Annotated in this window: 26 protein-coding genes and 1 pseudogene; 13 read left to right on the forward strand and 14 right to left on the reverse strand. The window is 47.4% G+C overall.

From position 1 onward, the window contains the following. The 5 genes from GMA8713_RS21310 to GMA8713_RS21330 all read left to right on the forward strand — a co-directional run. Positions 1-539 (forward strand): IS3 family transposase (locus tag GMA8713_RS21310; RefSeq protein WP_062705098.1); only part of this gene is annotated, 539 nt, incomplete at its 5' end. Positions 540-598: 59 nt separating this feature from the next. Then, positions 599-838 (forward strand): hypothetical protein, encoded by a 240-nt coding sequence (locus GMA8713_RS21315; RefSeq protein WP_062714062.1) that lies wholly within the window; start codon positions 599-601, stop codon positions 836-838. A 347-nt stretch (positions 839-1185) separates the two neighbouring features. Next, positions 1186-2736 (forward strand): OpgC domain-containing protein, encoded by a 1551-nt coding sequence (opgC, locus tag GMA8713_RS21320; RefSeq protein WP_062714063.1) that lies wholly within the window; start codon positions 1186-1188, stop codon positions 2734-2736. A gap of 334 nt (positions 2737-3070) precedes the next feature. Continuing rightward, positions 3071-3760: a YadA C-terminal domain-containing protein gene (locus GMA8713_RS21325; RefSeq protein ID WP_062714065.1), complete on the forward strand. Its 690-nt coding sequence runs from the start codon at positions 3071-3073 to the stop codon at positions 3758-3760. 160 nt (positions 3761-3920) lie between these two features. Beyond that, on the forward strand, positions 3921-4430 hold the full coding sequence (locus tag GMA8713_RS21330) for a MerR family transcriptional regulator (protein ID WP_062714067.1): 510 nt from the start codon (positions 3921-3923) through the stop codon (positions 4428-4430). 37 nt (positions 4431-4467) lie between these two features. Here the strand turns inward: GMA8713_RS21330 and GMA8713_RS21335 are convergent, their stop codons facing one another. The 8 genes and pseudogenes from GMA8713_RS21335 to GMA8713_RS28535 form a co-directional block, all read right to left on the reverse strand. Next, positions 4468-5217 (reverse strand): class I SAM-dependent methyltransferase, encoded by a 750-nt coding sequence (locus tag GMA8713_RS21335; RefSeq protein WP_062714068.1) that lies wholly within the window; start codon positions 5215-5217, stop codon positions 4468-4470. 12 nt (positions 5218-5229) lie between these two features. Then, positions 5230-5868, reverse strand: coding sequence for a glutathione S-transferase family protein (locus GMA8713_RS21340; RefSeq protein ID WP_062714070.1), 639 nt, complete (start codon positions 5866-5868; stop codon positions 5230-5232). 140 nt (positions 5869-6008) lie between these two features. Beyond that, a complete protein-coding gene (locus GMA8713_RS21345; RefSeq protein ID WP_062714072.1) occupies positions 6009-6536 on the reverse strand; it encodes a class I SAM-dependent methyltransferase in 528 nt (175 codons plus the stop codon). A 214-nt stretch (positions 6537-6750) separates the two neighbouring features. Continuing rightward, a complete protein-coding gene (locus GMA8713_RS27795) occupies positions 6751-6888 on the reverse strand; it encodes a hypothetical protein (RefSeq protein WP_198159560.1) in 138 nt (45 codons plus the stop codon). 92 nt (positions 6889-6980) lie between these two features. Continuing rightward, positions 6981-7913, reverse strand: coding sequence for an alpha/beta fold hydrolase (locus GMA8713_RS21350; protein ID WP_062714074.1), 933 nt, complete (start codon positions 7911-7913; stop codon positions 6981-6983). Positions 7914-8003: 90 nt separating this feature from the next. After that, entirely contained in the window at positions 8004-8444 is a 441-nt protein-coding gene (gene msrB / locus GMA8713_RS21355; protein ID WP_062714076.1) for a peptide-methionine (R)-S-oxide reductase MsrB, read from the reverse strand. A gap of 281 nt (positions 8445-8725) precedes the next feature. After that, the gene (locus tag GMA8713_RS21360) at positions 8726-9178 is read right to left on the reverse strand and encodes a pyridoxamine 5'-phosphate oxidase family protein (protein ID WP_062714078.1); all 453 of its coding nucleotides are present in this window, start codon (positions 9176-9178) and stop codon (positions 8726-8728) included. Between the two features lie 159 nt (positions 9179-9337). Beyond that, positions 9338-10196: pseudogene (locus tag GMA8713_RS28535) on the reverse strand (AraC family transcriptional regulator). 109 nt (positions 10197-10305) lie between these two features. On the opposite strand from GMA8713_RS28535, the gene grxC reads away from it, so the two are divergent. The 3 genes from grxC (at position 10306) to creD (ending at position 12799) form a co-directional block, all read left to right on the forward strand. Further along, a complete protein-coding gene (grxC, locus tag GMA8713_RS21370; protein WP_062714080.1) occupies positions 10306-10575 on the forward strand; it encodes a glutaredoxin 3 in 270 nt (89 codons plus the stop codon). 42 nt (positions 10576-10617) lie between these two features. Next, positions 10618-11115: a YkgB family protein gene (locus GMA8713_RS21375; protein WP_062714083.1), complete on the forward strand. Its 498-nt coding sequence runs from the start codon at positions 10618-10620 to the stop codon at positions 11113-11115. A gap of 238 nt (positions 11116-11353) precedes the next feature. Then, the gene (gene creD, locus GMA8713_RS21380) at positions 11354-12799 is read left to right on the forward strand and encodes a cell envelope integrity protein CreD (protein ID WP_062714084.1); all 1446 of its coding nucleotides are present in this window, start codon (positions 11354-11356) and stop codon (positions 12797-12799) included. A gap of 38 nt (positions 12800-12837) precedes the next feature. On the opposite strand, the gene GMA8713_RS21385 is transcribed toward creD, so the two are convergent. Beyond that, the gene (locus GMA8713_RS21385; RefSeq protein WP_062714086.1) at positions 12838-13587 is read right to left on the reverse strand and encodes an HAD-IA family hydrolase; all 750 of its coding nucleotides are present in this window, start codon (positions 13585-13587) and stop codon (positions 12838-12840) included. Between the two features lie 496 nt (positions 13588-14083). Beyond that, a complete protein-coding gene (locus tag GMA8713_RS21390; RefSeq protein ID WP_062714088.1) occupies positions 14084-14404 on the reverse strand; it encodes a hypothetical protein in 321 nt (106 codons plus the stop codon). A 353-nt stretch (positions 14405-14757) separates the two neighbouring features. Between GMA8713_RS21390 and yegD the strand changes: the two genes are divergently transcribed. Then, positions 14758-16110, forward strand: a complete 1353-nt coding sequence (gene yegD, locus GMA8713_RS21395; RefSeq protein WP_062714090.1) for a molecular chaperone — start codon at positions 14758-14760, stop codon at positions 16108-16110. A 46-nt stretch (positions 16111-16156) separates the two neighbouring features. Here the strand turns inward: yegD and GMA8713_RS21400 are convergent, their stop codons facing one another. Beyond that, the gene (locus tag GMA8713_RS21400) at positions 16157-17221 is read right to left on the reverse strand and encodes a DUF3541 domain-containing protein (RefSeq protein ID WP_084387803.1); all 1065 of its coding nucleotides are present in this window, start codon (positions 17219-17221) and stop codon (positions 16157-16159) included. A gap of 284 nt (positions 17222-17505) precedes the next feature. Between GMA8713_RS21400 and GMA8713_RS21405 the strand changes: the two genes are divergently transcribed. The 4 genes from GMA8713_RS21405 to GMA8713_RS21420 all read left to right on the forward strand — a co-directional run bounded on the left by GMA8713_RS21405 (position 17506) and on the right by GMA8713_RS21420 (position 23165). Further along, entirely contained in the window at positions 17506-19188 is a 1683-nt protein-coding gene (locus tag GMA8713_RS21405; protein ID WP_062714091.1) for a methyl-accepting chemotaxis protein, read from the forward strand. 882 nt (positions 19189-20070) lie between these two features. Then, the gene (locus tag GMA8713_RS21410; RefSeq protein ID WP_062714093.1) at positions 20071-21009 is read left to right on the forward strand and encodes a glycosyltransferase; all 939 of its coding nucleotides are present in this window, start codon (positions 20071-20073) and stop codon (positions 21007-21009) included. Between the two features lie 10 nt (positions 21010-21019). Continuing rightward, positions 21020-21688 (forward strand): acyltransferase, encoded by a 669-nt coding sequence (locus GMA8713_RS21415; RefSeq protein WP_062714095.1) that lies wholly within the window; start codon positions 21020-21022, stop codon positions 21686-21688. A gap of 85 nt (positions 21689-21773) precedes the next feature. After that, entirely contained in the window at positions 21774-23165 is a 1392-nt protein-coding gene (locus GMA8713_RS21420) for an MATE family efflux transporter (protein WP_062714097.1), read from the forward strand. A gap of 85 nt (positions 23166-23250) precedes the next feature. On the opposite strand, the gene GMA8713_RS21425 is transcribed toward GMA8713_RS21420, so the two are convergent. The 3 genes from GMA8713_RS21425 to GMA8713_RS21435 form a co-directional block, all read right to left on the reverse strand. After that, positions 23251-24585 (reverse strand): DEAD/DEAH box helicase, encoded by a 1335-nt coding sequence (locus GMA8713_RS21425; RefSeq protein WP_062714099.1) that lies wholly within the window; start codon positions 24583-24585, stop codon positions 23251-23253. Positions 24586-24970: 385 nt separating this feature from the next. Beyond that, the gene (locus GMA8713_RS21430; RefSeq protein WP_062714101.1) at positions 24971-26170 is read right to left on the reverse strand and encodes an iron-containing alcohol dehydrogenase; all 1200 of its coding nucleotides are present in this window, start codon (positions 26168-26170) and stop codon (positions 24971-24973) included. Positions 26171-26247: 77 nt separating this feature from the next. Further along, a partial coding sequence (locus GMA8713_RS21435) for an IS630 family transposase (RefSeq protein ID WP_157515497.1) occupies positions 26248-26584 on the reverse strand: 337 nt, incomplete at its 5' end.

Here is a 26584-nt window from a genome sequence, read left to right on the forward strand (position 1 = left end):
ACAAAGCACACAAGGTTTATCCCTACCTGCTGCGTGATATCGATGTCACTTATCCAAACCAAGCTTGGGCGATTGACATCACGTACATCCCCATGGCGAAGGGGTTCCTGTATCTGGTGGCCATTATCGACTGGTATAGCCGCAAAGTACTGGCTTGGCGCTTGTCGAATACGATGGATACAAGCTTTTGCATTGAGGCTCTCGAAGACGCACTGCAACACTACGGGCCGCCCGATATCTTCAATTCAGATCAAGGCAGCCAGTTTACTAGCGCTGAGTTTACTCAGAGATTAATCGACCATGATGTACGGATAAGCATGGATGGGAAAGGACGCTGGGTCGACAACGTGTTCATCGAGCGATTATGGCGTAGCTTGAAATATGAGGAGGTTTACTTAAAAGCCTATACCACCCCCCGAGAAGCTGAACTTGAAATCGGCCACTACATGGTGTTCTATAACGAAGAGCGTAACCATCAGGGACTCAATGACCTTACTCCTGATGAAGCCTACTTCGGCAGGCAAAGATACGCAGCATGAGCGGGATCAAACACTTAAAAAATTAGCTTGTGTGTCCAACCAATGGGGTCCACTTCTATGTGTTCAAACACATTGAAACCGGTTGTTACTATCAAACGTTAGCGCTCACGACTCCACTTGATGAAATGCTGGATGAATTTATCGTAGTAAATACAGCTATCGTTCCGTTCAAAGGAAGCTTTGTTTGCGATGGTTTAATAACATCAAATAATGTGGCTTTGGGTAAAGGTCTTATGAAAGAAGTGAGAGAAGGTTACCATCAAGCCAAAAAAGATGGCTCGTTGCGAAGAATCACATAAAGCATCTTGGTCGATCTGCCCCTTTCTTCTATCTTTCCCAAAACTCAACTTATCTGAAACGAGCAGCTTAAAGCACCGACTCTAAGCCACTTTTGTCCAAAACCAATTTAGCTCAAAGGCGCGGGGACAAGGCTCTTCCAATTCTGGCTCAACATCATAGAACAAAAAGTTCAGAAATAACCGTCACACACTGATATGCAATAAAGCCTCAATGGAAGCTCTTTTTTCGACGCGTCTATCAATCCTTCCTACAAAGCCCTCTCTAAATTCAATACCGCAATTTTTGTCAGATGCTCTCTTTTTGCTTGCGACACAATCGGTTGTATTAAGAAAAGTGGAGACGAGTTATGAAAAGAATACCTGCGCTCGATAGCCTGCGCGGTTTGCTGCTGGTTTTAATGACGATTAACCACCTGATATGGCTCAGTGGCGGCAGAAGCCTGCTCCAATACTTTACCCTTCAACCCCTTGGTCAGTTTGGTGCGGCGGAAGGCTTTGTGATGATTTCCGGCCTGCTGGCAGGCGCGGTTTATAGCCGCACTGAGCTTTCAGACAGGGAAGCCACAGGTAAAGTCCTGCGACGTGCTTTTACCATCTACAAATACCATATGATCAGCCTGCTTCTGGTGATGGTGTGGTTCTCTTATTGCGCTTTTGCGTTGCCTACTGTCGCACAATCCCTCGGTAACAGCTTTAACAATCTTGGGGAATCGCCGCTGGCGACCATTGTGCTGAGTGCTCTGCTGATCAACAAACCAGATTACCTTGAGATACTGCCTCTGTATGTCATTTTCATGCTGATTTTGCCCATCGCGCTTTACGCGTTCCGTCGTGGGTTGATGTGGCTGGTACTGGCAATCAGTGTCGGGGTTTGGGCAATCAGCACACAGATTGACGCCAGCCTCCTTTCCTCACTGTTTGAGACAAACGTGCAGGTCGGCTACTTCGACCCGTTTGCATGGCAGTTGCTGTTTATTGGTGGCGCGGCCATTGGCTTTTCCAATGCAAAAGGCAACCTGCGCTGGTATCACCCGGCCGCTGCCACGGTCTGTCTGGCTATCGCTGCGTTGCTTTTTGCCGCTCACCACGGCGCGTTTCTTTCCATGGGTATCCATCAGGGGGTGTTGTATTCCTTTGCTGATAAGCCAGAGCTGGGTTGGCTTCGTATGCTGAACCTGATGGTTTGGGTATACCTTGTCGCGACAGTCATCCGTAAGTGGCCTTCAGCGCTGGTTTTCCGCCCATTGAGCTACATTGGTAAAAACTCACTTCAGGTTTTCACCTGGCATGCAGTACTGATTTACTTCGCCGCACCTTTCCTGAGCGAAACCGCTCTCAGTGGTTATTACACTCTGTTGGTACTGCTTCTGACGGCGACATTGTGGATGGCATCCTGGCTTCAGGAGCGACGTAAGCAGGCTGGCAAGACCTTGATACCGGTTGCGGCTCTGGCATCTGTGTTTGTTGTGGTATTGAGTGCCAGTTTAATCAGCAAGCAGCCCAAAGAAGTCCCGACATTCGCACAGGGTGAATCCTACCCGCTGACGATTAAAATCACGGACATTCGTGTGGAAGAAGCGGGTGTGGTTGTGTTGGTTTACAACGAAACAGACAACCTGATGGGAGGCGCGCCAACTGCCCATTCCAACCACTACACATCAGACGAAGCCCGCGAAGGCATCACGTTGGAAGCACTGCCATCAGGCTTTTACGGCATCATGGCGTATCAGGATGTGGATGGTAACAACACCCTTTCGTTTGGTGTGAATGGGATCCCTTCTGAAGGATTTGGTTTTTCAAACAACCCTGCGCCGCAAGGGCCACCCTCTATGGCACTGATTAAGTTCGCCCACCATGAAGCACAAGACCAAACCATTCACTTATTGAACCTTTATTGATTTCTTAACAGGCATTTCAACTGAAGACTTGGTGAATTGGATAATAGGGCAAAAAACCATTCCTACGAACAATCAGCAAAGCCGTCAGATCATTTATCTGGCGGCTTTTTCTTTTCAGTGGCCAAGCAAATGAAGGGCTGGCCTTGATTAAGAAGAGAAGTTACAAATTTAGTATCATCTAATAAGTAATGCTTATTGCCGACATCACCACACCTACTTAGAAAGCGTGCTCTCCCCTCCGTAGACTTGCAGTCAAAGATAAGGAATCACAACGAGTTATGCACTCGATGCAAGGATGCTCTCGCTGATTGAAACTTACTAAGAGAGCAAATTTATGAAAAAGACTATAATCGCACTTTCGCTTGCTGGCCTGTTTTCTGCTGGCGCAATGGCAAACTCTATCAATATTGATATCGACAACAGCGTGCCTGGTGTATCTGACCGTCCTACGCCAGATTATTCTGTACCTGATCGCAATGGACCAACGGTTGACCGTCCAAGCCCAGATGCAAACGTACCAGACCGAAATGGTCCTACCGTTGACCGCCCAATGCCGGACAACACGCCCGACCGTGATGGCCCAGTTGTTGACCGTCCAACACCAGATGGCACACCGGACCGTCCTGAGCCAGTAGATCCTGACTTTGGCTTTACTCCTGAAGCAAACGTGCCAGACCGCGAGCCTGTAGACCCAGAGTTTGGTGTTACACCGACTTCAGAGCGTGAGCTCATTGCTGACCTTCAGCAACAAATGAACGAGCGCTTTGCCGAGATGGACGAACAAATGGATGGTGTACGTGCAGGTATGCACGCTATTACTAACGCACGTCCATTTGTGAGCGAAGGTGAATTTGCAATCGGTGCCGGTGTGGGCTTCTCAGGCAGCAAAGAAGCTCTGGCTATCGGCGGCGCTTACGGCTTCAACGAGAAGATCAGTGTTTCCGGCACCTTCCACTACGAGACATCTGGCAAGGTATCTGGTTCAGAAGTCGCCGGCGGTGTCGGTATCCAATACAAGTTTTAAGTTCTCTCAGCGAACTTAGGCCCCGGAGACGGGGCCGCTTTGTTTTCCCCCATTTTCACCCCACTAGTTCTTCTTTTGGTTTTTCCGCGATAATGCTAGCTTGACCCGACTATAAGATCAGGGTTCACGATAGCTGTTCTTTCAGCCAAACGGTGTGCTTATGTTAACGGTGACTCATCTTGCACGGGAGTTTGATATCTCCCACGCCACCATTCTTTATTACGAAAGAGAAGGCCTCCTGACGCCTGCCTGTCGAAGTTATAATGGCTATCGCTGGTACGGAAAAAAGGAGGTTGAACGGTTAAGGAATATCGCGGCTTATCGTGCTTATGGGTTACCCGTTTCCAGCATTCGGACTTTGCTTGAGCAGAAAGATAAGGATCAGGCTCAGATCCTCAAAGCGCATTTCCATGCGCTTGAGAATGAAATTCAGAGTCTGAAAGCGCAGCAGAAAGCGATTGTCGCGCTGCTACAGGCACCCCATCTTTTTGAGGAAAACATCGTGAACAAAGAACGTTGGACACAGATTATGGCCGTTGCCGGATTTTCAGAGAATGATATGGTCAAGTGCCATCAGACATTTGAAGAAATGGAGCCTGCAGAACACCAGAAATTTTTGGAATCGCTTGGCATTGGGCAGGATGAAATAACCCGAATCCGAGCACTGTAGGTGAATAACTAACCCGCCTTGCTGGCGGGTTTTCATTTTATTCGGTATTCCGGCCTGCATAAAAAACGAATTCAAGCGGAATGACCCTCGGCTTTTCATCGGCAGACCAATGAGTTTCAATCTGCTCGTAAGCAGCATCAAGAAATGCCTCTCCATGTTCCTCAGTGCACCGTCGGGTGGCAGAGAACGTCTTAATAAAATCGAAGAATTGATCCAGGTTCCATTCAACCTTCATCTCAAATTTTGGTGAACTCAGTCTTTCAAAAGGAAACTCGACATCCTTGTAGTGACCGGTCAAAAGTGAATTTTGGGTTGCCCAGTAAGGCGCAATCACATTGAGAATTTGATCGTGGAAAATTCTTTCTATTTCATCTGGCAACACTGGCCATGTATATCCCCATGCAGCGAACACACCATCAGGCTTCAATACACGTTTAACTTCCGGCCAGAAAACGGGGAAATCGAACCAATGGAGAGCCTGAGCCACACATACCAAATCAAAACTATCGTCAGGGAAATCTGTGCTTTCCGATGGCATAACACGGTAAATGACGTTATCGAACTGCTTTGCATTCGCAATCTGCTGTTCACTGACATCCGTCGCTATCACACCTTCAAAACAATGCGACAGCCCTTCTGACACCTGGCCGTTTCCACAAGCGCAATCCCATGCTTTGAGATTCGATGGAGAGATACTTACCAGATACCGATAAATCTCATCGGGATAGACGGGCCTCGCTTTCTCGTAAAGATCTGACTTATCGTTAAACAGGCTGTGTATTTTCATTTCCCGACTCCTTTAGCGATAGATGTCCAAGTTGGTACCTTCCAACTCACTCGCTGTAACCACTGAATTCCGCTTCGCCAAATCCCTTAAATATCGACCTAAATGCTCAAAGCTCAACGGTGGTTTATCAAAATCGCTGGCCCAATGAGCGAACATGAACAGGAAGAAGTCACACATACTGATTCGGTGCCCCACCAGAAAGTTTTTGCCTTCAAGCTCACAGTCAATCAAAGCAAACATGTCTGTCACACGGGCTTCTTGGGCTTGTTTTATAGCTGCCGCTTCATCGGGGTTTTCTGTGTGGCGTTGCGGGTAGAAATAGACCATCAGCTCTGACTGTAACGACGATGTCAGGTAGAACAGCCATTGGAAAAAGATTGGCCTTTCAAGGCTTCCCATGTCGGGAATAAGCCCAGACTCAGGGTGATTTTCACAAAGGTGTAGCCCTATGGCTGCGCTTTCATGAATGACCAATTCGTCATCAACAAGCACAGGAATACGTCCAGTGGGATTAAGTTTCAGATAGCTTTCGGATTTCTGGGCGTTGGACTTCCTGTCGACCAAAATCAGCTCGTGTCGCAGTCCCATTTCCACCATCAACATATGAGGGGCCCAACTTGCGTTGCGTGGGTAGTAAAACAGTTTATACAAGGCTATCTCCTCCGAATCCATTTCAACGGAATAGTAGCATTAGGTCTTCAGGTAGTAGTCGAATGGGCTTGGGAAGATTCGTCCGAATTCACAGACACAAAAGGCAGGTGCGCACACCTGCCTTTCTTTGTTGGTGATGATTACTCGACTGTTATTGCTATGTAGTTGGTGACAAAAGGTACGATGTTCACTTCACCCGTCGCATAGTATTTTGTACCCGTGTCTTCTGACTTAAATTTTCCGTAGTACTTTCCTGCAGCAATGGAGTAAGTTCTGTCGTCGTAGACAAGAATACTGTCTTCCACCAGCCAGCCTTCAGCGGTCACTTCGAACATCCAACCATCGCAATCAACCGAACCAATCCTTTGATGCGCGCAACTTTCAACAAAGATTTCAGTTCTTCCCTTTGGGTTTTTCTTTGTCTTAGCGACTTTAATCTCTCCGTAGTCCCTACGAGTTCTAGTAGCTTCATAAGGCCAAACATTCTCTTCCTTAACACTGAACCCGCCATCGCTATTTTTGACCACGGTGCCATTCCCTACACCGACTGAACCAAGCACGCCGTCGATAGCGCCGTTTACGCCGTCATTAACCACTTCGCCGAAGTCTTTGTTCGCACAACCTGATACCAATGCAGCCATTGCCAAAGCCATGATGAGTTTTTTCATTATTTTGTCCCTTTTAGTGCTTTTATTTCCAAGCCATCTTTCGGGAGATTAACACCGCTATAACGATCGACAATGTCTCAAAATAAAGCCTCAAGGCCATCAGCCTCACGTCAGATCACAGATGCCTCTTTTTGCTGAGAGAAAACTAATCATTCATAAAGGGCACAAACAAGAAGAGCCACACAATGTGGCTCCTTTATCAAAGTCATTAGCATTAATGATGGCTACCATGCCCACAGCCAAACAATGAGGGTTCTGACATTTCCCAGCCATGCGTCCAGTGCGCATCAAATGCATAGGCGGTGCCCATCAAACCAAACAATACCAAGGCAGCAATTGCTAATTTTTTCATTGAGTTATTCCTTCTTATTCATGCTCAACAATACGCGCAAGTATCGTGATTTTTCAGGAAAAAGAAGGCACTTTACTTAGCTTTACCTTGCTTTACGCTTGGTCAAATTGAATGAACTGTTGGGCTGTCGAAGCAGGTTTTTCAATCATGGGTAAATGACCCATGTCATGCATCATTTCCACACTGGCACTCGGGACAATGGCGGAAAGTATCTTTGCACCTTTTGGGTGAAGGACACGATCTTTATCACCCCAGGTGATCAGCAAAGGCTTGTCAAAACCTTTCAATACTTCATCCAAGGGGGCAGCGAAGTGTACTCCATCGTCATCAATATGATGAATATCCTGGAAAATCTTGCTGTTGAGCGGGAAGCTGGCTTCAGCGCGTTTAGCAAGCTCTTCAATGATAAAGCCAGGGATAAAGGGGCGATTGTGGAAAACAAAGGCTACTAGGGCCTGGTACTGTTCCACATTGCCTGCGAGTACTGGCGGGCGTTTCTTCTCCTTCACCATGGCAAACATCTCGCTATCCGGTGAAGATGCAATGCCCAAAGGGTTGAGTAACCAAAGGCACTCAATATGGTCTGGGCATGTCACCGCATAATTCGCCGCGATATATCCGCCCATTGAATTACCGCCGATATGGAACTGGGTCAGTCCCAGCTTATCGGCAAACTCTGATAGCCTCGCGACCTGAGAAGTCACATCATAATCCAGCTCAGTGTGTTTGAAGCTCTCGCCAAATCCCGGCAAATCTGGCGCAATCACCCGATACTTTTTTGTTAGGTGTTTTGCCATTCGAACCCAGTTATCTTTGTCGGCACCGAAGCCATGGAGCAAAAGTAATGGTGTGCCTTTCCCTCCTTCCAAATAGGTGATGCTGCCCTCGGAAATCGTGGTGTGTTTTAGCGAAAGGCCCGCTATTTTACGCTCGGTGGCGACGCCCCATTCAAAACGTTTTTCTGGTGGGGTCAATGTATAAACAGCAGTGAGTACGAGCAGTATAAGTAGGAATGTTGTTAACACGTTTGTCGTCCCTGTCAGTGAGCCATCACATTCATCAGAGTAATGAGCATAGCCGATGAGCAGGGACGAAATAGTTGAAGGAAGTCTGGTTTACTCCACTTGATCCAGATATTCACCGTAGCCTTGTGCTTCCATGTCATCTTTGGGAATAAATCGCAACGATGCGGAATTAATGCAGTAACGCAAACCACCCTGATCTTTAGGGCCATCCGTAAAAACGTGGCCTAGGTGGCTGTCGCCATGTTTCGAACGCACTTCTACACGTCGCATTCCGTGGCTGGTATCGAAATGTTCTGTGACGTTATCTTTGACGATAGGTTTGGAGAAAGAAGGCCATCCACAACCAGAACTGAACTTTGCTGAGGATGAGAATAGAGGCTCACCAGACACAATATCTACATAAACACCCGATTCAAAATGGCGATTATACTCCCCTGTAAACGGGCGTTCCGTGCCGTTTTCTTGTGTGACGCGATATTGTTCCTCGGTGAGGTTTTCTATCGCAGTCTGGTCTTTTGAGTAGGTCGTCATTTCAGTATCCAATGGTTTAGTAATATCTGAGAAACTTAAATACCATAACCTGCATGTCATTTACACCTTTATGTCAGAAAATTGATTTAGGTTGATTCGCAGGGTGACTTCTTTGATTACTTCGATCCATTTTTCGTCAATAAACACGTAATAACAACACAAATTAAAAGGAAAAAAGCCAGACTATTCCAAATAGATAACAATCGGTTATGTTCTATTTGGCGACAAAAGTAGTTAGAGGGATAAGAGTGGCGATAACAGGGAAATACGGCTGCTTGGCGTTAAGTGTTTCTGGTGACATTGTAGGCTGCCAACGCCCCCTCAATCTGGCTTTCCGTCGTTGTCTCTGAAAATAGGAAATAGCTCGGCGCGATGATTCTCTCACTGGATGCGATCTTCACTTCAAAGATGTTTTTGATCGGATAGCGCTCGTCTGCCAACTTACGAAGTGCTGTCAGATAACCCGTCCATTCCGCGCTTTCAGCATCAATCACTCTCGCTGAGCCTTTTACCTTAAATCCACGCTGTTCGAAAACTTCAATACAGGAAACGCATACCTTGTTGTTCGCCAGAATGTTCTTTTCACTGGCGGGAGAAGCGATATTGGCGATCAACAGAGTCTCATCATCAAGTGCTGTAAAAATCTCCTTCGGCGACACATTGGGCATCAAATCTTCATCAACCGTCGCCAGCCAGCAAAGCACGCTTTTGTCTGCATATTCTTTAACAGTCATTTGAACCTCTAATTCCCATCGCTGACATCCTACAAAGGCTTACCCTCTCTGTTAAGGTCATTCTCCTGCAAGTAAGACTGAGAAAAACGCCCCATCTCTATGAATTAAATTAATAAATTGTCATGGTAACAATTGGACAGGGCACTGTTGAGCAGGGTGCTATTGGGCCCGAAACCGCTTGGGTGTGGTTCCCAAATGTTTTTTAAAGGTAAGCGTAAAAGCACGTTCCGATTCGTAACCCACTTGTTCGGCAACCTCGTAGATCGGCAGCAGAGATTCGCGCAGTAATTCCTGTGCTTTTTGCATGCGAAGGTTGGTGAGATAGCCAAACATAGGTTGACCGACTAATGAAGTAAACCGGTTGGCAAATGCTGCGCGGGACATGCCGATTTGACTGGCGACGGATTCCAGTGTCCAGCTTAGTTGCGGGTTATCGTGAAGAAGTTGCAGTGCGCGGGAAATGCGTTTGTCGTTCAACGCATCCAGAAACGGGCTGGATTGCTCGCGTCCAAAATTAATTCGGATAAGCTCAACCAAAATGATCTAAAATGATCTCGGTGAGTTTGTTAACGATAAGTTCAGAACCCGGCCCTTGAGACATATATTCCGCGCTTAGCTGATCAAAAGTGCTGCGCAGCCAAGGGTGATTGGCAAAGTCTTTGTCACGCACAATTGTCATGCGGGGGAACACATCCATCAGGGGTGTTGTCGCGGCACGCGAAAAACTGAATGAGCCGCATAGCAGCAATGTGGTGTCATTCAGATCTGGCTTCCCTTTAACAGGAGACAGGCTAGAAAGTTCGTGATTTTGCCCCGGACCGAGGAAGATAAGATCCCCCGCTTTCAGCTTTTCAATCTGCCCATCAATGTTCGCCCAGCAGGCACCACGTCGAATCATGTGGAAGCTGGCGTAATCCAAATCCTGAAAGGTTTTTGTCCACGGCGCTTCTACCTGACTGCAGAAATACACACTGCCTACCACCCGAATGGCGCGGAGAATATCGCTCATCACTTCCATGGATAGCCTTCCTATACGATCGATGTATTTAATCAAGATTATTGTGCATAGATAGTCCTAACCGCAACACCTAAAGTAAAGCCATACACAAACACAACGGAGCAGAATCATGCCGAAGATTGAAATCTACACCAAGAGCTACTGCCCTCATTGCCGAGCAGCAAAACAGACACTGGGGCGCATGGGAATCGCTTATCGCGAAATTGAAGTGAGTGACGACGCAGCCTTGTTTAACGAAATGAAAACAAGGAGCCAACGCCGGACGGTGCCACAGGTTTTTGTCGGAGGCGTGCATATCGGCGGTAATGACGATTTACAACGAGCCATCAGAAACGGGCAGTTTGAAAAGATTCTGGAAAGCCAAACCAACGCGGCTTAATCCAAGCAAATAAAACGACACAAAAGTTTAAGGAGAAGCATCATGACGACGATCAACAATGTACACGGCCGAATCAACAACCAACGCGCAGACTGGGTTCATTCACTCAATCATATTGCCGACAACGCAGTACGATTCTCTATCGTTATCGTGCTGGCATGGATTGGTGCCATGAAGTTTACCGGCTATGAAGCAGGCGCGATTCAAGGTCTTGTTGCATCAAGCCCACTCACAGGCTGGTTGTACAGTGTATTTAGCCTGCAAGGTGCTTCTAACCTGATTGGTACGGTTGAAATCGCGACAGCTGTTGCTCTGCTGCTGGCACCGCTAAATCGCACTATTGCCATTGTGGGTGCAGTGGGTGCGACCGTGACATTCGCGGTAACCACCAGCTTTTTGTTCACCGCGCCGATCGCTGAAGCAAGCTTAGGTGGTTTCCCTGCTATCTCTGTGGTACCAGGACAATTCCTGCTGAAAGACATTGTTCTGTTGTCAGCGGCGGTTTCCCTGCTTGCCAAAGCGCTACTGCGTGATGAGTAAAAAACAAAAACTGCTAAATGGAGATAGGCCTTAGGGTCTATCTCCTTTGTTGTTTTGTCGCCTTCAAGCTCAACTATCGACGCAATATGAAAGTCTTTTGGTTAAATCCTCTTTTAAATATTCTTCGCCCTTTTTCCGCCACAATTGATCATCAGTCTGCCCTCCTGTGAGTGACTTCCTTTGGTTTAATGGCATTCACTAAATCTATTGATACCTCACTCATTACCAAGGAAGCATCATGATTGAATTCTTCGCAGGGATAGTCATCCTCGTTATTCTCGCCGTATTCGGCTTTGGCGCTTTCGCGCTGATCAAAAGCGGAGTAAGCCGCTTTGGCGGTAATATTGAAAGTCCCGTTATCAAAGCCAAAAGTTCGCTGTTTCTCAAAGGCGTGCTCGCTGCCATTCTCTGTGTGTTGATAATCGCGCCACTGACCTTGGTGCAGGATATGGCGTGGGAAAGGGAAAGCCTTTATCGCGACGTGGTCAATGAAATTGGCGAGTCTTGGGGCAGCGAACAATTACTGGCAGGCCCAGTGTTAGCATTGCCCTACAGCTATGTGGTGACTACCGAAGAAACCAACGACGACGGTGAACGAAAAGAGCGACGAACCGTGATGCAGGATGAGTTGATCATCCTCCCCAAAACCCTCGATATCAACGCCCAGCTCAACCACGACTTCCGTGACCGTGGCATTTACCACTCCCTTGTTTACCAAAGCACGATTGAAGGTCACGCCCGGTTCGATTTCGAGCTTCCTACCATCAACAACGTAGAGCACATCTATTATAATTCGGCGCGTCTGGTGTTCGGTCTTTCAGCCAATAAAGCGATTGATGGCGTTGATCTGTTTGAAGTGACAGGTGAGGGGTTGGAACCTCAAGCGAACCTGATGTCTGGCACTGGCGTGACCACAGAGGCACTTCGACGCGGCTTTCACCGCCCGGTGGCTCTGGCTGACAACCCCGCTCCTTTCACACTGGATTTTAAAATCCGCCTGCGCGGATCGCAGGGTATCGGCTTTTTGCCTCTGGGCGAAATTTCCACTTTCAATCTCACAACAGATTGGCCACACCCAAGCTTCAGCGGCATGTTGCCCACAGAAAGAAACATCTCAGATTCAGGCTTTTCAGCGACCTGGGAAATCAGTCATCTCAGCCGCAACTACCCGCAAATTTTTAAGGAAACACGCGGCGCAAATCTGGTCGAAGCACAGGCCCATACCCAACTCTTCGAGCCCGTCACCCATTACGGAAAAGTCGAACGCTCCCTCAAATATGGCCTGCTGTTTGTCGCACTGACGTTTATTGTTTTACTGATGTTCGAGCTCAGCCAGGGACGCAGCCTTTCAATGTTGCAATACGTGATGGTGGGTGCGGCAATGACTTTGTTCTATCTGGTGCTGCTGGCTCTCTCTGAGCACTTGGGGTTCACTATGGCTTATGTTGCTGCAGCCATTATGCCCATACTCAGCATCCCCGCGTATGTCGGCAGCGCAACAGGCAGCCGACGTGCCGGATTGCTCATGTTCTCGATGCTGCTTGGCCTCTATATTCTGCTTTATTCCATCCTGCGTCTTGAGGATTATGCCTTGCTAATGGGAAGCGGATTACTGGTTGCAGTACTGCTCACCCTGATGTTCCTGACCAGAAAACAGGCGAATAAAGTAGACGATGTACAGTAGGCGATAGCAAGGTCTCCACACAAAAAGAAAGGCGCTTTTCAGCGCCTTTCTTTTGCCGGTGGTGTGGCGGTTTTGTTCCGCCGCGATCTTGGCTTCACCGCTCTCGGCTTTTCGTCTTTAAGGTAAGCAGGAAATTCTGCGAGTGAATCAAAAATCGCATCGGGTGCGGAATATTGGATGTCTACGCCATAGTTGTATCCGTAACTAACACACACCGCGCCACATCCCGCCGCCCTGGCCGCATTCACATCATTAACGCTTCCTCCAACCATCATGATCTGATCAGGCTTGATGTGCAGCAACAACGCCGCCTCCAATAAGCCATCGGGTGAAGGTTTTGGTTCCTGCAAAGCGTCTTTGCCCAATACCTGCGTAAAATGGTTTCGAATGCCAAGATGGATGAGTAAATCATTCGCCAGTGACGTTGCCTGATTGGTAACGACCATCATTGGCACTTTATCTTTAGTTAGTTGACGCAAACACTCTTCAACACCGGGATAGAGTTCAGCGCTGACATGATTGCGACGTTGATATGCTTTGAGGAAGAGCGCGCTGCCCAGCCGGAAAACCGGATCGGGCACCAAACCATCAATTTTTCGGGAAAGAATACGGTGAATAAGCTTGTCTAAACCATCCCCTAACCAATCACTGACATGATCGACATTCAGGCTTGGGAGTTTAAGGTCAGCAAGCATTTCTTCCGCAGCAAAGCGGACATCTTCTGCTGTATTCACCAAGGTCCCGTCTAATTCAAAAACGACTGCTTTTACCTCTGTTGCTGGCAACATAGGTCCACTCCATGTTTTTCTTATGATAAGGATCTTTTCTACAGATCCCCGAGTTCGCCAGAGCCACCGCTGGCGTGCGTTTTTGGTGTCAGCCTTTTCAGTTAAATGAAGGCGGGAGGAGTCAAGAATGCACTGTTGTTCGCTAACCCTGACGACGTGTGACTGCAAACTGAAGGCAGCAGTGCGTAAGAAATGACGTCGTATATCAAATTTAGCAGAGTCGTGGGAAAAGCAAACAGGACTAATTTCCCGTACGTTGTCTATGTTGTTGATCTTTGATCTCACAGTGCAAATTAATGACCTATCATACTGATTTAAAATGAAGTTAAATTGATGAAAATTTTTCAATTTAACTCATTTCAGGTGACAAGTCCTGCTTGTGAAGTACAAGATCTTGTATCCCACACTTAAGGATCAACAACGTAAAAAAAAGCCTGCATTGGCAGGCCAAAAATAGAAGAAAACGCCAGCAATGGCAGTGGAGCTTCAGAAAGCGTTATTTGCGTAGTGGCCTCACGGTCGTGTTGTTAGCATCTGTCGGAAACGCTTCCACGCTGTTTTCGGAACGTGCATAGATATCGCCGACATCCTTCCAGTAAATACCACTGAGCGATACCATGTAGTAACGATCGTTTCTCATGTCAGCAATCAGGGCGCGACCAAAATTTATTAACTCGCAGTGGACATCATGGATAAATTCGCTGCGCACGGATTGCCTGCCAGTCAACTCAGTGATGTCTTTACGTGTCAGCCAGACATCAGAATGAGATTCAAAGCGCTCCTTCATCCAGGCCGCGAACTCTTTAGCACTTTTCATGGCGTCCTCCTTTCGGGCAGGATTGCTACCCCTATGCATGCCTAAAGGATAATTTGATCTCCATCACGTCATGTATCGATTATGCAACTTCACTTATAAAGCTTCACGACAGATACATAATTGATTGATTAGCAAACCCCAAATATTCCAGCTGTTCGTCCTACTTTCTTGCTGCATTTATTGATGGGTATGCGACCCTTTTGGCAGAGATGACTCCGCCTATAAAGGAACGCCGTGATCACAACGTCACTCAAATTCGCTGAATCATGCATCTTCCGGTTGTTTAGTTATAAATCTGTAACTTCCCTGCACATGGGTTTAAACTGTCCGGCCTTTTCACGCTGGAGATATTCATGTTTATTGGCTTCGACTATGGCACCGCGAACTGTTCAGTCGCCATAATGGATAACGGCACACCCCGCCTGTTACCGCTGGAAGTAAATAGCCCTTTCATTCCTTCCACTTTGTGTGCTCCTAACCGTGAAGCAGTGAGCGAATATCTTTGGCGCCATTTTGATATCAAGCCAACCGATCAGGTTGGTGAGCAACTCCTGCGCCGTGCGGTCAGTTTTAACCGCGAAGAAGGCATTGATGTCGAGCCGGGCGATCTCCGTTTTGGCCGATCAGCACTCGATACTTACCTAAAGGATCCGGAAGAGGTTTACTACGTTAAATCACCCAAATCTTTTCTGGGTGCAACCGGGCTCCGTGATGTTCAGATCAGCTTCTTTGAAGATCTGGTCTGCGCCATGATGGCAAACATCAAGCAACAGGCAGAAGCCAGCTTGCAAGAAGATATTCTTCAGGCAGTCATTGGCCGCCCGGTAAACTTCCAAGGTGTTGGCGGCGAAAAAGCCAATCAACAAGCCGAATCGATTCTGACACGCGCTGCCAAACGAGCCGGGTTTAAAGAGATCATCTTCCAGTTCGAGCCAGTAGCAGCAGGCCTCGAATACGAAAGTACGCTGACGCAAAACAGTACTGTGTTGGTCGTCGATATCGGCGGTGGCACCACTGACTGCAGCTTGATCGAAATGGGTCCACGCTGGCGAAACCAAGATGACCGTCGCGCTTCACTACTCGCTCATTCTGGCTGTCGGGTTGGCGGTAATGATCTGGACATTCATCTGGCTTTTGAACAACTGATGCCGATGTTTGGTAAAGACTCCACACTGCAACGCGGCATCGCGATGCCTATTACCCAATTCTGGAACCCGATTGCCATCAACAACGTTGTCGCCCAGTCCGATTTCTACGGGTCCGCTAATCGCGCCGTTTTAGAGCAGTTAATCCGCGACGCCAGTGAACCTGAAAAAATAACACGCCTGCTCCGTGTTTATCGTGAGACGCTGGGTTACCAGATTGTCCGTTACGCAGAAGAGCTGAAAATCGCTCTCTCAGAAAATGACAACGCCCATGTAACCCTACCTCTTACGCAGGAAGTACTCAGTGCCAATGTCTCGTCGCAGCAACTGGCTGAAGCCATCACCAATCCAGTGGCGAAAGTCTCTGAACTGGTCAATGAAGCCTTGGCTCAATCAGCCACCACACCAGACGCTATCTTTATGACTGGCGGCAGCGCACGCTCACCTATCTTGCGTGCTTTGCTGGAAACCACATTGCCGGGTGTGCCAATCGTTGCGGGTGACTTCTTTGGTTCTGTCACTTCAGGTCTTGCCCGATATGCAGAGAAATCATTCCGGTAAATCTCTGCCAAATAGCAAAAGGGCCGGCAAGCCGACCCTTTAATACTTATTCTTTGGCTTCTAATCCCCAGGGCATGTTGGATACCACACGATTACCCTGCCCTACCATGGGCACGGCATTTGCCCCTTGCCAGTCCAGCAACATAATCGCCAAGACGTTCCGGTGTTCTCCCTTTGCTAGGTCTGTGCTTCCCGACACTGAAGGTACCATGCCTTTATCGCGGTTGATGGATTCCTGAATGATATCTTGGCTCCGCGCAACTATCGGGTCGTCCTTCAGCCCTGCCAGCAGGAAGGTAATGCCAATCTCTGCAATCACATCTTCTTTTGAACGCGCAGCGATAACATCGAAATTGTCGCGAAAGTAATCGTAAATCCACTGGAAGTCCGCTTCACTTACGGGCTTCCTGTAATACTCAGACGCCGCAAGAATGATGTGAGTCATCCCATAGAGTTTATTGTTGAATTGCTGGGTAGAAAGGTATGCGTCTTCACTGTCCGGATACGTGTCGCGGAAGGCTTTGTCGAAGGCAGCGGTATGATCTGTCTCACCCAGCTGTTTCAGCCAGTAAACCTGATTGGCGAGTTGCGCAGCCCAAGCACGGATCATTTGTGGGTCCGTGGCATACTCGCTGAAATCATACCAACTGAGGATCTCATGCAGCTTTTCATCTTCGATATGCTCCAAACCATACTCGTTCGCACGCGCCATGCTACTGATAAGCCCTGCACCTAAAACAAGATATTCTTCGCGCCCCTGCGCTGCAGCATGGCGAATTTCATCGCGCTCCGAGTCGCCAGAATCGTAGGCTTTCAGTCTTTTCTGACCCAGGGCTAACACATCATCTTTATTGTTAATCGTGGCCGCGTACTCATTCAGCTTATCCGCCACGCGCGCCATATCAGCCCATACTGCCGGCTGATATTTATCATCTTGGGTCTGACGATACATACGAAGGCCATAATGGCCCAATTGATAGGCAGACAACTCAGCCAGATTACTGTCATAAGTCTGTTTGATGACTTCAGCATCCTGTTTTTCCTTTGTCGGCTGCGCACATCCACTCAATAGCAATGCCACGGTCAATAAACCGCTAGCCACTCTTATCATTCGTTTTTTCAATTCAGTATTCTCGATTCGCGTCACACGACCGCTTTTTCACGCACAAGCTATCGCGACCTTGTCAGTAAACCAACAAGCCTATGCAAAGTTTTCTGACAAGGCATTGTCACGCTGTTTTTCCGATAGCGAAGATATTGATGTGACCAATACAACAAAACACAGCGCGCTTTTTTATATCGCAACAAGTCATTGATCTAAATCAATTTTGTCGTCAGTGGTTTCTCAGGCAGCTCCTATACTGGTTGCATATCAGCGCATCGGAGAAAATCACCATGACAACAAAAAAGAAGGAAGAAGGTTTATTCGCAAAGTTCCATTCAGTCACCTACCAGCTTAAAGGCATTGTTGCACTGGTCGTACTCGCACTCTGTTTTATTGGATATAAAGGCATTTCAGGTATGAATAGTGCAGCGGAATCGCTGGATGAACTCTACTCGCAGGGCATGCAGCATGCCATTCGAGCAGGTAACATCCTTCGTGAGTTAGGGGATGCGCGCAGTCACTTGCTACTTGCCATGCAGCATGATCCAGCGACGAAGTTTGCGAACCTACATGATCACCCCATTGATCTGCATTATTCACAAATCAACGAAGCGCTGGCTACCCTCCATCAAATTGTTGATAACGAAATTGTTCCTTCGAAGCTCAATAGCGAAGAGCGCCGTGAACTAAATCGAATGGTCGATATTCTCGACCGCATTACAGACCAAGGTTTTGTGCCCGCAGTGACTGCGCTGAAAACCGGCCAGTTTGAAACCGCCAATCTGGTACTGCTCAATACCATCAATCCGCTGTTTGACGATATTTCTGCCAAAGCCAAAGCTTTCCTGAACCTACAAAATCAGGAAGGACGTACCAACTATCAGTCAGCACTTAAAAATGTCAGCCATTTCCTTTGGATAGTAGGCTGCACGATTGTGTTTTCGCTGATTGTTTTGAGTATCCTTTTTACTAAAATCATTTCTCGAGTGAAAGAAGCGATCTCTGAGCTGGAATCTACTTCTAAGGCCATTACCAATGGCGATCTCACCCGTCGTGTCGACATTAACGGGCGTGATGAGTTTGCCCGAATCGGCGAATACGTGAATGTATTGGTTGGCAGTTTTCAGGGCGTAGTTAAATCGACATTGGACTCGACAGGATTGATTGCGACGTCGGCATCAGAAAGTGCATTGGTTACAAATCAAACGCAGAAAAACGTACTGGATCAGCAAGCACAGACCCAGATGATAGCAACCGCCATCCACGAATTTACCGCGACCGTTCATGAAGTCGCCAACAACACTGCCTATGCCGCTACCGCTTCTCAACAAGCAGACACTGCCGCCGCAGACGGCCAGAAAGTGGTACTCAAAAGTATCGCGATGATTGAGCACCTCTCTCAGGATCTCGAAGCCACTGTCAACTCGATGCTGTCTCTGAAAAAGCACACCGAGGCAATTGGCAGTGTCGTTGAGACCATTCAGGAAGTCTCTGAACAAACGAACCTGTTGGCACTGAATGCCGCCATTGAGGCTGCCCGAGCAGGCGAACAAGGACGCGGCTTTGCCGTGGTGGCTGATGAGGTTCGTTCTCTGGCCCAGCGAACGCAGACTTCCACAATAGAAATCCAGCGTACTATTCAGCAACTACAAGATGGTAGCCGAGATGCGATGACTCGCATGCAAAAAGGCAACGAGCAGGCACTGGAAACGGTCAGAATGGCACAGAAAGCTGGCGAAGCCCTCTCCCGTATTCTTCAGAGCGTAGATGAGATCAACGCGATGAATACACAAATCGCCACTGCTGCAGAGCAGCAAAGCTCCGTGACAGAGGAGATAAACAAAAATATCACGGTCATTAGTAGCATCTCAGACCAAACCGCTACTGGTCCAGAGGAAAGTCGCATTGCTGCAAGCTCGCTGCAAGAACTGTCAAATGGGATGAAATCAAAGATTCAGAAATACATTGTTTGATGTATTGAACGAAACAAAGAAGAAACCACCCACCTGAACCTATTTTCGTAGGGAGAAATGTTCAGGTGGGTGTTCGCCAAGTCTTGACGAAACCTCTCCTGTTCACCAAAAGACAACAACTGGTGGCAAGAGAGTCATCAGCAAACAAAAGGCAGTGGATAGCTGATAGTTAAAAAGTACCCCAATGCTTATTGCTATTGAGATGGACATCATTTATGACACAAATTAAGTTACTTTGGTGAATGAGACAGACTTAGTGCGGCACATATCTACGTTGAGGCTGTTTTCACGCATTCATATGAGACATCTTTCACACATTCCTTTTTAGATTATTATTTAATAATAATTCTCATTACCATATTATATTCTGAATATTCTTTTTCTCTCATCGAAACACCGGACAAAAAGTTATTTTTTCCAATTAAACCCTTTCAAAGAAAAAATATTTATTTCTATACACTAATAGAAAACGGGGGATTTAATCAATTTAGGTATGAAATAAATAATTCATCTCTGATAAATTTCTAAAAATTGGAACAAAAATTATCCAACTAAAATCTACTTATATGAATTAAAAATATAATTTAAATTTCAAAAATATTTAATATTTATTTCTATATTGGTCAAAATAAATACAATCAATGTGATTAACAAAATGCTTACATGTAACATCTTGTAACAAAATAAATTGTAAATGTGATATATGTCGCACAAATAAAAACTGAAATCAATGTGCTTGAAAGCCTTATATGTATGTTTTTAAAGATTTTATTTGTAAATTTTAGTAAACTGACTGTGGAGATTTTCAAAAATGTGATGTTGATTAAAAAAACACAACTCTTATCATCTCTTCCGTTGGTTAGAAAAAATTGAGAAGTAGAAATGATCGAATTAAGTGTTGTTATTCCCACATATAATAGAAGAGATCTTCTTTCACATACTTTAACGGCTTTATCAGAGCAAACTCTCCCAAAGGAAACTTTCGAAGTTATTGTAGTTGATGATGGTGGAATGGATGATTCCGAATATATTGCTCTGTCTTTTTCAGACCGATTAAATATCAAATACTTTTGGCAAGATGACAAAGGCTTCAGGGCCGGAAAAGCCAGAAATGTAGGCACCGCTATTGCCGAAGGAAAATACATCGTTTATCTCGACACAGGTGTGCTTCCTGGAACAGGCACCCTGGAAGAGCATCTCTTCCGACATAAGGTTTCAACGCACCCAATCGCAATCGTCGGTTACGTTTACGGTTTTGATCTTGATGAGGAGGGCGTTAAGAAAATGGAAGCTGTCATCACGCCTACGAACGTTGATCAAATTCTGGCAGAGCTCGATTCACAGGGCGCTTACGATATCCGTCAATCTCAATACGACGATCTTGGGCACAACATCTGCGATTGGCCAGCCCCATTTGACCTCTTCTGGACTTGCCATGTTTCGGCAGAACGAGAGCAACTGATCAAAGCAGGTTTGTTCGATGAAGGGTTTAACAGCTGGGGCGGCGAGGATGTTGACTTGGGCGTCCGTCTTTTTATCAACAACAACATGTTTATCGTTGATAAATCCATGTCTTCTTTCCATTGGCCACATCCAAAAGAGGTGAAAGATACCAGTGAAAGTTCGCGCAGTGCTGCAGAACGTATTCACAGCAAATACAACATTTGGCAGACCAGCTACTACGGATTGGATCATGAGATCAACGATTTGCCTCTAAACAAACTGATCAAGGTGCTCAAGAGCAGTCCTAATCATCCAATGGCTGATCCCTCTCTATACAAACCACAACCTAAAACCCAGCCAATCGTCGTACAGGAATAAGATCAGGTTTATGCCGTGTGTTTATGAAAATATCTTCCCTGTGTCCGAGGGAAGAACTTCAGACGATGTCCGGGCACTGTTTCGCGAACAGATTTTGCTGGATGAAGATGCCTCTTTCGTCGGTGAACCCCATATCGCGTTCACACTTGCGCGAGACTCTGATGACTACAATTGGGACGTTCAATACTCGCTTATCAAACAGCAGGATTTCACTCAAAGCATTTCCATTGGCAAAGGAACGGTTCTTTACTCTGAAGACAATCTTGCTTTCGAAAATCGTCCGGTGCGCCTCACTGTTGTAAAAGTAAACGGCGGTCAATCCGGCAAGATCTCTATTGGCGAAGGTTGTGTCATGCAAGGTACTGCGATCGTCTCTTACAGTGAGGTAGAGATCGGCAACAAAGTATTGTTTGGCCCAAAAGTCACCATCATGGATAGCAGTGGTCACCCGGTAACAGGGCGATGGACGCATGATGAAGCAGCCCGTACTCGCGTTGCCAAAGTCACGATTAAAGACAATGCCTGGATTGGAATGGGTGCCACGATTCTAAAAGGCGTCACCATCGGTGAAAATGCTGTAGTAGGCGCCAACAGTGTGGTTTACCAAGATGTACCTGACAACTGTATAGCAATGGGAAATCCCGCAACCATCGTTAAACAACTGGACGCTGTTTCCTAACCCTTTTGCAGATCCTTCATTCTTCAAACTGAAGTCATTTAGCCCTCGAAAAGCTCGAAGGATCTGCTTTTTCCGGATATCCCCTATGTCAAAATTTCACGCCATGCGATCAAGACTTTTGGCGAATGGCCCTTTATTCGCTCTCGCCCTGCCCGTTGCACTTCAAACTGCCGTATTTTCCAGCAAAAGTGTTGTAGACACAGTCATGCTCGGAGGAGTTGGAGAGCTCGAAATAGCTGCCGTTGGCCTTGCTGCGAAAGCCCAAATGATCATCAGTTTTTTCATTATTGGTCTGAGTATTGGTGGTGGGCAAATAGCCGCTCAATGCTTTGGGGAAAAGGGAACAGCAGGGAAGAAGAAGCTGCATAACACCGTGCTGATCACTCTGTTTTTAAGTTTGGTCACAGCGGCATGCTTTTTTATCTTGCTGTTTATTTTTCCCGAAGCCCTCATGGCGGTAGGCACGCAGTCTTCTGATGTTATCGTCAAAGGTGCCGATTACCTTAGACCCATCGCGTTTACGCTTTTCTGTTTTGCAGTGACATCGTCACTGGCTTGTGGCCTGCGCGCCATGCACCAACCCGGTATCGCTACTAAAGTGAGCCTCATTGGCGTTGTCCTTAATCTGTTTCTGAACTGGCTTCTGATCTTTGGTCACTGGGGAATGCCCGCAATGGGGATTATTGGCGCAGCGATTGGGACGCTGATAAGCGCGGTTGTTGAGTGCCTGCTGCTGATTAGCTACCTAGCACTGACAAAACATCCTCTGGCCAGTATTCACCCTGCACAGTTCATCACATTAAAAGTTCGGGATATTCAGATCGTAGGGAAGCTTTCAATAACAGCCGCGATTAACAGCGTTGTTTGGGCTGGCGGCCTTTTTGCCTTTCATGCCATTCTTGGGTATCGGGATGCAGATCTGCTTGTCGCGCTTTCGGTACTGGCCCCCTTGGAAGCGTTAGCCATGTCCCTGCTGATTGGCTTAGCAACCGCGGGTTCAATACTTGTAGGCAATAAAGTGGGCGCAAATCAGCGGGGGGAGCTTGCCAAGACCGTGCGTTCAAACCTCTTGGTCAGCTTCGCTGTTGGCGTGTGTTCGGCCATGGTTTTGATGGCTCTAAAAGCACCGTTAGTCTCCCTGTTCTTTCATAGCGAAACCCCTTCAGATGCTCAAACACTGGCGCTCTCTTTGTACGACATTATGGCTTTTTCGCTGGTGATTAAGAGCGTATCTATGATGCTTATTGTCGGTGTACTCAGGGCGGGCGGAGATGCCTCGTTTTGTCTGTTTACCGACATTTTCGCACAATGGATTGTGCTGCTCCCTTGCGCCTTTATGTTGACGTACTGGCTTCAATGGCCAGCAGTTTATCTGTTTGGGTTAGTGCTTGTTGAAGAGAGCTTAAAGATGATTGTTTGTCTTTGGCGACTCAAGTCAGGCCGATGGATTCGTAACCTTGCAGCAGCGATGAGTTGATGACAAAAAAGGAGCCTGATAGTACCCAAACAACCTGAATATGCAGGATTCAGGTTGTTTGGGTATATACCTTTTTTAATGCGGATTACTTGGTCCCTTTCGGACTCAGCGTTGACCAAGGATTGGCGCGATCTTCACCTGACTCATTGCGCTCGATACGTTTGGTGGATTGCGGCTGTCTTGATGGTTTCGAAGCCTTTTTTGGCTTGCGGCTTTTGGCTAATTTTTCACCGCTGGCTTTTGGCTCTCGCTTATTCTTCGACACGTAATTCAGGATTGAAACAGGAACCGGTTTTCTTGGCGCAAAGCCTTCGATTTCACGACGCTCAATGAGATGCCCCAGACGGGTTTCGATCATGCAAAGGTTTTTGAAATCATCTTTTGACAAGAAAGAAATCGCTTCACCTTTTGCACCTGCGCGACCAGTACGGCCAATCCGATGAATGTATTCATCAGCAGGAAATGGCAGATCGTAATTGATGACGCGCTTGAGTTCTTCAATGTCAATGCCGCGTGCAGCCACGCCAGTTGCCACCAGGAATTTCAGTTTGCCAATTTTGAAATCTTCAAGCAGTTGCTCGCGCATTGTCTGACTGCGACCACTGTGGAAAGACTCTGCCTCGATACCACGCTTACCCAACTGCTCCACCAGCTTGGCGGCGCCATGTTTGGTTTCAATAAAGATCAGCGCCTGATCCCAACCATTTTCGGTGATGAGATGCGCTAAAAGCGACGATTTCTTGTCTTTGTCTACGGTTGTCAGCCATTGCTCGATGTCTGCTTTACTGTTCCCTTCTGAACTGATTTCAACCGGGTTAGGCACGGCGGTTTTGGCAAGAAAACGAACCTTGTCTGACAAGGTTGCAGAGAACAGCAGGTTCTGGCGTTCAGCAGGCAGGCGCTCGATGATTTTGTTGATGTCTTCAATAAAGCCCATGTCCAACATGCGATCGGCTTCGTCCAACACCAGACATTCCAGCTCATCAAAATGCACAGCGCGCTGGGACATCATGTCCAAAAGGCGACCTGGCGTGGCTACCAAAATATCGACGCCTTCAATCAAGCGTTGCTTCTGTGTTGCTGAGTCCGTACCGCCATACATCGCAAGTGTTTTCAGCGATAGATGCTTGCCGTATTCGTTGGCATTCTTCTCCACCTGACCTGCAAGTTCGCGAGTCGGTGCCAAAACCAGTGCCCGCACACGCTTTTTGCGTTGAGTTTCACCCTGGCTCAACATTTCCATTAGTGGCAGGAGGAAGCTGGCCGTTTTGCCCGTACCTGTCTGCGCCGTCGCCAGCAGGTTCTCGCCACGCAGAATCACAGGAATGGCTTTTTCCTGAATAGCAGTAGGATGTTGGTAACCCAACTCCGTCACGGCGGATACGATAGGTTGGCTCAAGCCCAGTTTGGAGAATGACATGAGAAATCTCGGCATTGTAGGAAGACAAAGAATGGCAGAACAGCAAAATGCACACCTGACCAAAGGGCGCGCATTTTAGCATGAGCAATAATAAAAGACAGTGCTCTAGGGGCTGTTGACCTTTGGTGGTTAAATTTTGTTCTCGCCATAAGCGTTTTAGGCGAGGCGTGTGCCGCCTAGTCACTCTAAGCAAACACACCTCAACAAAGCATAAAACGCTTAGAGTACGGGACGCGCAGTCGAACCCTCTGGGCAGCATTTGTGGGGGATTTCTGCTGCGTTATCAGCTTCTCATGTAGGCTAGCTACACATCGAAGCCTCAGCCTTGCATAAAATCCCCACAAACTGCTGCAAAAATCACCACCAAAGGTCAACAGCCCCTAGGCTAAGCCTTAATCTTGGCGATAAGTTGTTCGCACTCATCCTGTGTCAGATAGTGAGGTACCGGATAATTCCAGTTAGCCTCATGAATAGCGTTTTTTGCTATCTGGGGAATGTCTTCCGGTTTGATGTCTGGCAAAGTGCGCGGCATGTTCATCGCTTCTTGCAACGACACCACATAATTAACAAATGCGCTAGCATTGGCTTGGTCATCCAAGTTTTCATCCCCGACACCCACCATCTTTGCCAACTCCCCAATACGTATTTTGGCTGACGGAATCGACACTTCCAGCACATGGGGTAATGCCAATGCATTGGCTGCACCATGGGGTGTGCCGTATTTTGCACCAAGATTATGGGCAATAGCATGTGCATAGCCCAAGCTCGCTTTGGTAAACGCGAGCCCTGCATAGTAGGACGCCATTGCCATATTCAGCCTGACTTTCAGCGCTTGACCATCCTTGTATGCCGTAACCAGATTGGCATGGATTAACTTCAGCGCTGCCGTCGCATAGGCATCGGTTTCCGTGGTGGCATTTAGCGAGATATAAGCCTCGACAGCATGGGTCAGAGCGTCCATTCCAGTCGCTGCGGTAATATTTGGCGGTAATCCTGTCATCAATTGAGGATCAAGCGCAGCCATCAGAGGGACAAGCTTGGGATCCATCAACGGAGTTTTCTGGTGATTGCCAGGGTCCGAGATGACCGCTGCAACCGTCACTTCAGAACCGGTTCCAGCAGTCGTTGGAATCACAAACAGCGGTGCTGGCGCGCGCCAGACTTTCAGCAGCCCTGCCAGCTTTTTGATGGCTTTGTTATTGGTTACTCTCGCGGCAATCACTTTGGCACAGTCAATCGGGGAACCGCCGCCAACCGCGAGAATACCTTTGCAATTTTCCTGCTTGTAAACCACCAAACCTTCTTCTGCCTGCGGGTAGGTTGGATCAGGTGTCACTCGATCAAACGTGACAAACTCAATACCGTGTCGACGCAAATGGCGTTCAACCTGAGCAACAACTCCCGCTTCGACCAAAGCTTTGTCAGTCACTACCAACAACTTTCCGAGGCTCATCAAGCTAATGGCTTCGCAAAGCTGCTCCGCACTTTCCGCACCGGTAAATAGCGTCGGACGGGGAATAGGAATCACCCGCGCGGCAATCTTCAGGGCTTTCATATAGCCTTTGTGGGTTGCTTTCACCAACATGAGTAGAACCTCCGTTTTCTGTCATTTCAGACTAGGTAAGCATTGCTACGAACACTAAATAACTGATCCGAATAGTGCTACATTTTCGCCGTGCCGTGGCAACCTCCCGGGTACGGCGATACGTTATCCATAAAGTGCTTCACCTTCCTGAGCAATTGCCACATATGTTTACACCTGTGATTCCGAGTAATTGTCTCATGGAGAGCATTCCACAATCGTTCTATGACGTTGACCCAAGGGCAATAAACGGGCTGGAACAGCAGCCTGAACTTTGGGTTCTTCTTGAGCCAAGCCTTCGTTTTTTTACTTTTGTGGATGATGTAGTTATCCAGTATCAAGGTGACACTTTTGGCTCGGCGGTAGTGCCACTTTAGCTTCTCCAGCATGGCAATGAATAGGTCTGAGTCTTTCTTT

This window comes from Grimontia marina, from assembly GCF_900060185.1.
In the GTDB taxonomy this organism is placed as follows: Bacteria; Pseudomonadota; Gammaproteobacteria; order Enterobacterales; family Vibrionaceae; genus Enterovibrio; species Enterovibrio marinus.

Coding starts and splice junctions, on each gene's coding strand:
- opgC (WP_062714063.1), top strand. CDS start 1,186: ATGAAAAGAATACCTGCGCTCGATAGCCTGCGCGGTTTGCTGCTGGTT.
- GMA8713_RS21325 (WP_062714065.1), top strand. CDS start 3,071: ATGAAAAAGACTATAATCGCACTTTCGCTTGCTGGCCTGTTTTCTGCT.
- GMA8713_RS21330 (WP_062714067.1), top strand. CDS start 3,921: ATGTTAACGGTGACTCATCTTGCACGGGAGTTTGATATCTCCCACGCC.
- GMA8713_RS21335 (WP_062714068.1), bottom strand. CDS start 5,217: ATGAAAATACACAGCCTGTTTAACGATAAGTCAGATCTTTACGAGAAA.
- GMA8713_RS21345 (WP_062714072.1), bottom strand. CDS start 6,536: ATGAAAAAACTCATCATGGCTTTGGCAATGGCTGCATTGGTATCAGGT.
- GMA8713_RS27795 (WP_198159560.1), bottom strand. CDS start 6,888: ATGAAAAAATTAGCAATTGCTGCCTTGGTATTGTTTGGTTTGATGGGC.
- msrB (WP_062714076.1), bottom strand. CDS start 8,444: ATGACGACCTACTCAAAAGACCAGACTGCGATAGAAAACCTCACCGAG.
- GMA8713_RS21360 (WP_062714078.1), bottom strand. CDS start 9,178: ATGACTGTTAAAGAATATGCAGACAAAAGCGTGCTTTGCTGGCTGGCG.
- grxC (WP_062714080.1), top strand. CDS start 10,306: ATGCCGAAGATTGAAATCTACACCAAGAGCTACTGCCCTCATTGCCGA.
- GMA8713_RS21375 (WP_062714083.1), top strand. CDS start 10,618: ATGACGACGATCAACAATGTACACGGCCGAATCAACAACCAACGCGCA.
- creD (WP_062714084.1), top strand. CDS start 11,354: ATGATTGAATTCTTCGCAGGGATAGTCATCCTCGTTATTCTCGCCGTA.
- GMA8713_RS21385 (WP_062714086.1), bottom strand. CDS start 13,587: ATGTTGCCAGCAACAGAGGTAAAAGCAGTCGTTTTTGAATTAGACGGG.
- GMA8713_RS21390 (WP_062714088.1), bottom strand. CDS start 14,404: ATGAAAAGTGCTAAAGAGTTCGCGGCCTGGATGAAGGAGCGCTTTGAA.
- yegD (WP_062714090.1), top strand. CDS start 14,758: ATGTTTATTGGCTTCGACTATGGCACCGCGAACTGTTCAGTCGCCATA.
- GMA8713_RS21400 (WP_084387803.1), bottom strand. CDS start 17,221: ATGATAAGAGTGGCTAGCGGTTTATTGACCGTGGCATTGCTATTGAGT.
- GMA8713_RS21405 (WP_062714091.1), top strand. CDS start 17,506: ATGACAACAAAAAAGAAGGAAGAAGGTTTATTCGCAAAGTTCCATTCA.
- GMA8713_RS21410 (WP_062714093.1), top strand. CDS start 20,071: ATGATCGAATTAAGTGTTGTTATTCCCACATATAATAGAAGAGATCTT.
- GMA8713_RS21415 (WP_062714095.1), top strand. CDS start 21,020: ATGCCGTGTGTTTATGAAAATATCTTCCCTGTGTCCGAGGGAAGAACT.
- GMA8713_RS21420 (WP_062714097.1), top strand. CDS start 21,774: ATGTCAAAATTTCACGCCATGCGATCAAGACTTTTGGCGAATGGCCCT.
- GMA8713_RS21425 (WP_062714099.1), bottom strand. CDS start 24,585: ATGTCATTCTCCAAACTGGGCTTGAGCCAACCTATCGTATCCGCCGTG.
- GMA8713_RS21430 (WP_062714101.1), bottom strand. CDS start 26,170: ATGTTGGTGAAAGCAACCCACAAAGGCTATATGAAAGCCCTGAAGATT.